The 6,762-nt window shown below is 60.7% G+C and carries 9 protein-coding genes and 1 tRNA gene; 6 read left to right on the top strand and 4 right to left on the bottom strand.

The window, feature by feature from the left end; genetic code table 11:
* Positions 1-360: 360 nt before the first annotated feature.
* Entirely contained in the window at positions 361-1,464 is a 1,104-nt protein-coding gene (locus tag V6767_RS12005; RefSeq protein ID WP_448473710.1) for a linear amide C-N hydrolase, read from the top strand.
* An 81-nt stretch (positions 1,465-1,545) separates the two neighbouring features.
* On the opposite strand, the gene V6767_RS12000 is transcribed toward V6767_RS12005, so the two are convergent.
* On the bottom strand, positions 1,546-1,755 hold the full coding sequence (locus V6767_RS12000) for a cold-shock protein (protein ID WP_018067558.1): 210 nt from the start codon (positions 1,753-1,755) through the stop codon (positions 1,546-1,548).
* Positions 1,756-1,791: 36 nt separating this feature from the next.
* Between V6767_RS12000 and V6767_RS11995 the strand changes: the two genes are divergently transcribed.
* Positions 1,792-2,112 (top strand): hypothetical protein, encoded by a 321-nt coding sequence (locus V6767_RS11995; protein WP_448473709.1) that lies wholly within the window; start codon positions 1,792-1,794, stop codon positions 2,110-2,112.
* Here the strand turns inward: V6767_RS11995 and V6767_RS11990 are convergent.
* The 3 genes from V6767_RS11990 to V6767_RS11980 form a co-directional block, all read right to left on the bottom strand.
* Positions 2,105-2,248, bottom strand: a complete 144-nt coding sequence (locus V6767_RS11990; RefSeq protein WP_018067559.1) for a DUF1127 domain-containing protein — start codon at positions 2,246-2,248, stop codon at positions 2,105-2,107. The two genes, V6767_RS11995 and V6767_RS11990, sit on opposite strands and share 8 nt — an antisense overlap.
* Before the next feature lie 346 nt (positions 2,249-2,594).
* Positions 2,595-2,738 (bottom strand): DUF1127 domain-containing protein, encoded by a 144-nt coding sequence (locus V6767_RS11985; RefSeq protein ID WP_230719442.1) that lies wholly within the window; start codon positions 2,736-2,738, stop codon positions 2,595-2,597.
* 227 nt (positions 2,739-2,965) lie between these two features.
* Positions 2,966-3,040, bottom strand: a tRNA-Thr gene (locus V6767_RS11980).
* A 140-nt stretch (positions 3,041-3,180) separates the two neighbouring features.
* Between V6767_RS11980 and V6767_RS11975 the strand changes: the two genes are divergently transcribed.
* From V6767_RS11975 to hisD, 4 genes are all read left to right on the top strand, one after another.
* Positions 3,181-3,366 carry a hypothetical protein gene (locus tag V6767_RS11975; RefSeq protein WP_448433083.1) on the top strand — a complete coding sequence of 62 codons (186 nt, stop codon included), beginning with the start codon at positions 3,181-3,183 and terminating at the stop codon, positions 3,364-3,366.
* A gap of 223 nt (positions 3,367-3,589) precedes the next feature.
* Complete coding sequence (murA, locus tag V6767_RS11970; RefSeq protein WP_448473708.1) at positions 3,590-4,882, top strand: UDP-N-acetylglucosamine 1-carboxyvinyltransferase; 1,293 nt, start codon at positions 3,590-3,592, stop codon at positions 4,880-4,882.
* A gap of 96 nt (positions 4,883-4,978) precedes the next feature.
* The gene (locus V6767_RS11965; RefSeq protein WP_448473707.1) at positions 4,979-5,419 is read left to right on the top strand and encodes a DUF2948 family protein; all 441 of its coding nucleotides are present in this window, start codon (positions 4,979-4,981) and stop codon (positions 5,417-5,419) included.
* A gap of 44 nt (positions 5,420-5,463) precedes the next feature.
* On the top strand, positions 5,464-6,762 hold the full coding sequence (gene hisD, locus V6767_RS11960) for a histidinol dehydrogenase (protein WP_448473706.1): 1,299 nt from the start codon (positions 5,464-5,466) through the stop codon (positions 6,760-6,762).

The following is a 6,762-nucleotide window of genomic DNA, read 5'->3' as shown; positions in this document are numbered from 1 at the left end:
TGAGAGCGTTTTTTTTGGGCTCTACAAGGAGGGGGGGGCGGCGCGCCTGAAAGACGGGGTTTGTGGTGGGGATAAAAACCCACGCGCGGGGGGGGCGCCCCCCCCCCCCGCGTTCGAAGGCGTCAGACTTTTTTTGGTGTCTGCAGGGACCGTTGATGCCGCCATCCAGCCCACAAACGATTGTTTATACTGCATAATTCCTTGAGAATTGCGCCAGCGACCCGCTGCTCTCCGTTAACGTGTGCAGACGCGCAATCCGGTATCTGCTAGCCCGGCTACATCGGCCATTGCGCGCCAGAACGCCTGTGAAACCGAGACCGGCGACACACAGGGCCGAGACCGAAACACCGGAGAAAGACCATGTTCAAAACAAAACTTTCCAAGTGCATCCGATTTACGGCGGGTGCGCTGGCTTCGACTATGCTGCTTGCCTCGACCGCTGACGCCTGCACCGGCATCACGCTGATGGCCAAGGACGGCTCGGTCGTGCGCGCGCGGACGATGGAATTCGGCGTCGACCTTCAGTCCAACGTGATCGTCTCGCCGCGCAATTTCGAACGCGTCGGCGAAACCCCGGATGGCAAGCCCGGCCTGACCTGGACCTCGAAATATGCAAGCGTCGGCACCAATGGCGTCGACATGCCCGTGATCATCGACGGCTTCAACGAAAAGGGCCTTTCGATCGGGATCTTCTATTTCAGCCAGTCGGCCGGCTATCAGCCTTATTCCTCCGACGTACAGGACAGCACGTTGGCGCCGTGGCAGCTCGGCTCCTACATCCTCGACAATTTCGCGACGGTCGAGGAGGCGAAGGCAGCGCTTTCCGATATCACGGTCGCGCCGGTCACCTTCGAGCATTTCGGCATCGTTCTGCCGCTGCATTATGTGATCACCGACGCCGCCGGCAACACCATTGTCGTCGAATATGTCGACGGCGAGCTGAACATTCACGACAACGACCTTGGCGTGATCACCAACAACCCGCCCTTCGACTGGCACATGACCAATCTGAAGAACTACGTCAATCTGAGCTTCGAAAACGTACCGCCCAAGCAGTTCGGCAACGTCAAGATCACCGGCTTTGGCGAAGGCACGGGCATGCTGGGCGTTCCGGGTGACTTCACGTCGCCCTCGCGTTTCGTGCGCGCGGCGTTGTTCCAGACCGGCGTGAACCAGGGCGCGACCAGCGAGGACGACGTCTTCCAGGCGTTCCATATCCTGAACAATTTCGACATTCCGAAGGGCGCGATCCGCGAAACGGGCGCCGACGGCAAGGTGCATCAGGATTATACCCAGTGGACGACGGCCAACGACCTGGATAAGCAGCGCTTCTATTTCCGTACCTATGACAGCAGCAGCATCCGCTTTGTCGATCTGAAGGCCCAGGATCTCGACGCCGCCGACATCAAGACGATCGAGATGGAAGGCTATGAGACCGCGACCGAACTGGGCGCGGACAAATAGGCCTCAAGACGCCTGACAAACAAAAACCCTCCGAAGCGATGCCTCGGAGGGTTTATTGTATCAGCCGATGGCTTTCGCCAATCAGGCGGCGCTGAGGTTTTCAGCGGCGCTCTTGCCGGTGCGGCGGTCGGCGACAACTTCGAAATTGACCTTCTGGCCTTCCGAAAGCGTGGTCATGCCGGAGCGCTCAACGGCGGAGATGTGAACGAATACGTCCTTGCTGCCGTCTTCCGGCTCGATGAAGCCATAGCCCTTGGTGGAATTGAAGAATTTTACGGTTCCGACGCTCATAACGATTTCCTTTCAAATCGTGCGTTCAAAGATCACATGATCTACATCATGCATTTGCTCGACTTTGATAGAAGATCGTTCTGGGCGCTTTCGCGCAGACGTAACTTAACAAACAAATTCGATAGCCGCTTTGTTACGCGACATTGCCGCGCTCGGCAATACGCTAATTTTTTAAATTTCGGTACGGTTGACGCGAGCAAGCGCGGCGGGAACACCTCCGCGCGTATCGGTCTTGGACCGCGCAGCAAATACGATCAGCCCGAAAAAGAAACGCCCCCTGCCCGGGAGGATGGGCAGAGGGCGTATGGGAAAATGTGCCGCCGGCTTGGGGCGGCTGAACCGCTGACGCTTACTTGACCGCTTTGCGGGCAATGTTACGAATGTCTTCGCGGTTGATACCGAGATCGGCCAGCTCGCGGCTGTTCATGCGATTGAGCTCGCTGACGGTCTGACGGTATTTCATCCAGCTGTTGAAGCTACGTGCCATGCTCATGTCTATCTCCCTTCGTTTGAAGGTCTCTGGCGCCGCATTCCTTGCGGCGCATCCCTGTCTTTCGACAATTCCGATATAGGCGTTTCAACGGGTGCCTGGCAGATAGGCAAAAGCAAAAGTCCTATGCGCTGGATGCAAGGCTTGAGATTTCCGGTACGCAAGAGGAATGCGGATCGATCACGACGCAGACCGGAAGACAAAAAAATAACGCTCACCGGGGGAGGAGGATCCGGTGAGCGTCATTTTGGTTGGCCGGTGATTTGGGAGGAGGAGGAGGATCACCGACCTATCGAGGGGCATTTGGGAGGAGGAGGAGGATGCCCCACGAATTCCGAATTTTGTCGTGTCAGAAGGAAGCCTTGCGGGCAACCCGACGGATGTCCTGACGGCTGATGCCGAGATCGGAGAGCTCGCGGGTCGACATGCGGTCAAGCTCGGCAACAGTCTGGCGGTACTTCATCCAGTTGTTGAAAGTGCGCGTAACACCCATTGTCATTCTCCTTCGTTCGGCAGCGTCTGATTGACGCTCATCAATTCGTCTTGATCCGGGATATAATCGATTGATCCGAACGCGAACAGAGACGTTTGAGCATTGCGCCTATGCAAAAAACGCAGGGCTCCGGAATTAGAACAGAAAACTGCCGCGCATCGATGCAGAAAGCCAGCGGCGTGGGCGTTGCACGGCTTTTGTCGAAAGATACAATGAGAAGAAGTGACTGGTGCTGCCGGAGAGATTTGAACTCTCGACCTCTCCCTTACCAAGGGAGTGCTCTACCCCTGAGCTACGGCAGCACGTATTTCCGACTTGCGGAAGGTTTCCGGCACCGGTCCGGTGCAGGCAAGCGGCCTATTGCCATAGCTCGACTTCGAGTGCAAGACGCTTCAGGATAATTCTTTCCGATCCCAACCGTTTTGCCGAAACGATGACAGCCATGGACGACAAGCCGAGCAAGAAAGCATCCGAGCGCGCCGCCGAAGAACGCAAGGCACGCGCGGCGCAGAAGCTCAGGGAAAACCTGATGCGGCGCAAGCAGCAGTCGCGCGCGCGCCGCAAGGGCGCTGCCGACGAGACCGACGGCCTGCCGGCCGCGGGCCAGCGGGAAAACGGCGACGATTGATTCCGCCGTTTCGAAGACGGTGTTTTTGGGCCTTCCCGCCACGCCCTCGCCATTTTTGGCCGGTCCCTGTGGTTCTTATCGCATCTTAATCTCGATCGCGCGCGAATCCGCCGGTTTCGGCAACGACTTGTCAACCAATGCGATTGATCATACGGGCCGTTTCGTCTAATGCGACGCCCCATAGCTTCAAGGAGAGGCCGGGCCTGCCCCGGATTGACATCATATGGATAGAATCAGAGTCGTCGGCGGCAACCCGCTCAAGGGCGTCATCCCCATCTCCGGCGCGAAGAACGCCGCCCTGCCTCTGATGATCGCCTCGCTGCTCACCAGCGACACGCTGACGCTGGAGAACGTGCCGCATCTGGCCGATGTCGAATCGCTGATGCGCATTCTCGGCAGCCACGGCGTCGATATCTCGGTCAAGGGCCGGCGCGAGCGCCAGGGCGACGGCTATGCCCGCACCATTCACTTCTCCTGCCCAACGATTACCGACACCACGGCCTCCTATGAACTCGTGCGCAAGATGCGTGCCTCTTTCTGGGTCATCGGTCCGCTTCTGGCGCGGGAGGGCGTGGCCCGGGTTTCGCTGCCCGGCGGCTGCGCCATCGGCACCCGCCCGGTCGACCTCTTTATCGAGGGCCTGAAGGCGATGGGCGCGGAGATCGAAATCGACAGCGGTTATGTCGAGGCGAAAGCGCCGAAGGGCGGGCTGACGGGCGGGCGCTATGTGTTCCCCAAGGTCTCGGTCGGCGCCACCCACACGCTGATGATGGCCGCAACGCTCGCCAACGGCACGACCGTGCTGGAAAACGCCGCGCGCGAACCGGAAATCATCGATCTCGCCAACTGCCTGAAGGCCATGGGCGCGAAGATCGAGGGCGCGGGCACGACCACGATCACCATCGAGGGCGTCACCTCGCTTTCCGGCGCGCGCCACACCGTGCTGCCGGACCGGATCGAGACCGGCACCTATGCCATGGCGGTCGCCATGACCGGCGGCGAGGTCACGCTTGAAAACACCGACGCCAAGCTGCTTTCCGCAGCGCTTGCCGCGCTGAGTGCTGCCGGCGCGGAAATCACCACCACCGAAACCGGCATCCATATCGTTGGCCATGGCGATGATATCCGTCCGGTCGACATCACCACCGAACCCTATCCGGGCTTTCCGACCGACCTGCAGGCGCAGTTCATGGGACTGATGACCCGCGCCAAGGGTACGGCGCGGATCGTCGAAACGATTTTCGAAAACCGGTTCATGCATGTGCAGGAGCTTGCCCGCCTTGGCGCCGATATCGCGCTGTCCGGCCAGACCGCGACCATTCGCGGCGTCAAGGAGCTGCACGGCGCGCCGGTGATGGCGACCGATCTGCGCGCTTCCGTTTCGCTGGTCATTGCCGGCCTTGCCGCCAAGGGCGAAACCAATGTCTCGCGCGTCTACCATCTCGACCGCGGTTTCGAGCGTCTGGAAGAAAAGCTCACCAATTGCGGCGCGGAAATCGAGCGGATTTCCGACTGAGCCGGATAAACTGGTCCAAGGGCGGGGTCTTGCGGTTGCGAAATCCCTCCCTTGGCTCTATCTCGGTGTAAACAGCAACCGCCGGGAATTTATGCAATGACGACCGATCCCCTGAAGCTTATGGCGCTGGACGAGGAAGACCTCGCGGTGATTTCGGCGCATATGCAGGACGCCGTCTTTCTCTCGCCCGATGTGACATTCTCGAAGGTCGCGGCACAGCTTCAGCTTCTCACCAACCGTTTCGTCTGGGAAAAGAAGCGCGGCTTCTTCAAGAAGCCCGAACGGCGGCGCGCGGCGCTGGTGTTCAAGCGGGTCACGGCGGTGCGCAGCATCGGGCTTGAACGCGATGCCCGCGACGCGGTCAACAACCTGCTGTCGATCCAGTTCGAAAAGGCCGGCGAAGGCCCGGAAGGTTCGATCGTGCTGAACTTGTCGGGCGGCGGCGAGATCGTCGCCGATGTCGAATGCATCGAGGCGCTGATGAGCGATCTCTCCGGTAGCTGGGAAGCTCGCGCCAGACCCCACCACCCCCGCTGACCCCTTCCGCTGACCCTTTCTTCAATTGAGTGACCGAGGCAAATATGGCGATCTGGCTGAACGCGGCGGATGATGGTTTCGAGAGCGCCTTCAAGGACCTGCTTTCGATGAAACGCGAGGTCTCGAAAGATGTCTCCGACGTCGTCGATACGATCCTCGCCCGCGTGCGCACAGAGGGAGACGCAGCGCTTGCCGATTATTCGGCCCGGTTCGACACCATCGACTTCGCCGTCACCCCGATGCGGGTCGGCGCTGACGAGATCGACGCCGCCTATGCCGCCGTCGATCCCAAGGTGATCGAAGCGCTGACGCTTGCCGAAAAGCGTATCCGCAGCCACCACGCACGGCAATTGCCGAAGGACGATTTCTACGAGGACGATATCGGCGTCGGCCTCGGCCACCGCTGGACGGCGGTAGAGGCGGTCGGGCTTTACGTACCGGGCGGCACGGCGAGCTATCCAAGCTCTGTGCTGATGAACGCCGTGCCTGCGAAGGTCGCGGGCGTGGAGCGCATCGTCATGGTGGTGCCGGCGATGAAGGGCGCTGTCAATCCGGCCGTGCTAGCCGCCGCGAAGATCGCGGGCGTGACCGAAATCTACCGCATCGGCGGCGCGCAGGCGGTCGCCGCCCTTGCCTATGGCACCGAAACAATCGCGCCGGTCTCCAAGATCGTCGGTCCCGGCAATGCCTATGTGGCGGCCGCAAAGCGCGCCGTGTTCGGCACGGTTGGCATTGACATGATCGCCGGCCCCTCCGAAGTGCTGGTGATCGCCGATGGCGAAAACAACCCCGACTGGATCGCGGCCGACCTTCTGGCCCAAGCAGAACATGACAGCGGCGCGCAGGCGATCCTGATCACCACCGACGCGGCGCTGGGCCGTGCCGTGGAGGAGGCCGTGGAACGGCAGTTGAAGACCCTCCCCCGCGCGGAGATCGCGGGTGCGAGCTGGCGCGATTTCGGCGCAATCATCACCGTGCCGGATCTTCAAGCCGCCATGCCGATCGCCAACCGCATCGCGCCGGAACATCTCGAGCTTGCCGTCGATGACCCCGACGCGCTGATCCCGCATGTGCGCAATGCCGGCGCCATCTTCGCCGGCCATCACACGCCCGAGGCGATCGGGGACTATGTCGGCGGTTCCAACCATGTTCTGCCGACGGCCCGCTCCGCCCGGTTTTCCTCCGGCCTGTCGGTGCTGGACTTCATGAAACGCACCTCGATCCTGAAACTTGGCCCCGAGCAGCTGAATGCGCTTGCGCCGGCGGCCATTGAGCTTGCAGAATGCGAGGGGTTGTCCGCCCACGGACGATCGGTATCCATCCGCCTCAACCGCAAGGACTAG

The sequence above is a fragment of the Martelella sp. FLE1502 genome (assembly GCF_053484255.1).
The sequence above is the reverse complement of the archived record's forward strand: the minus strand, read 5'-3'. Positions and strand labels throughout refer to the sequence as shown.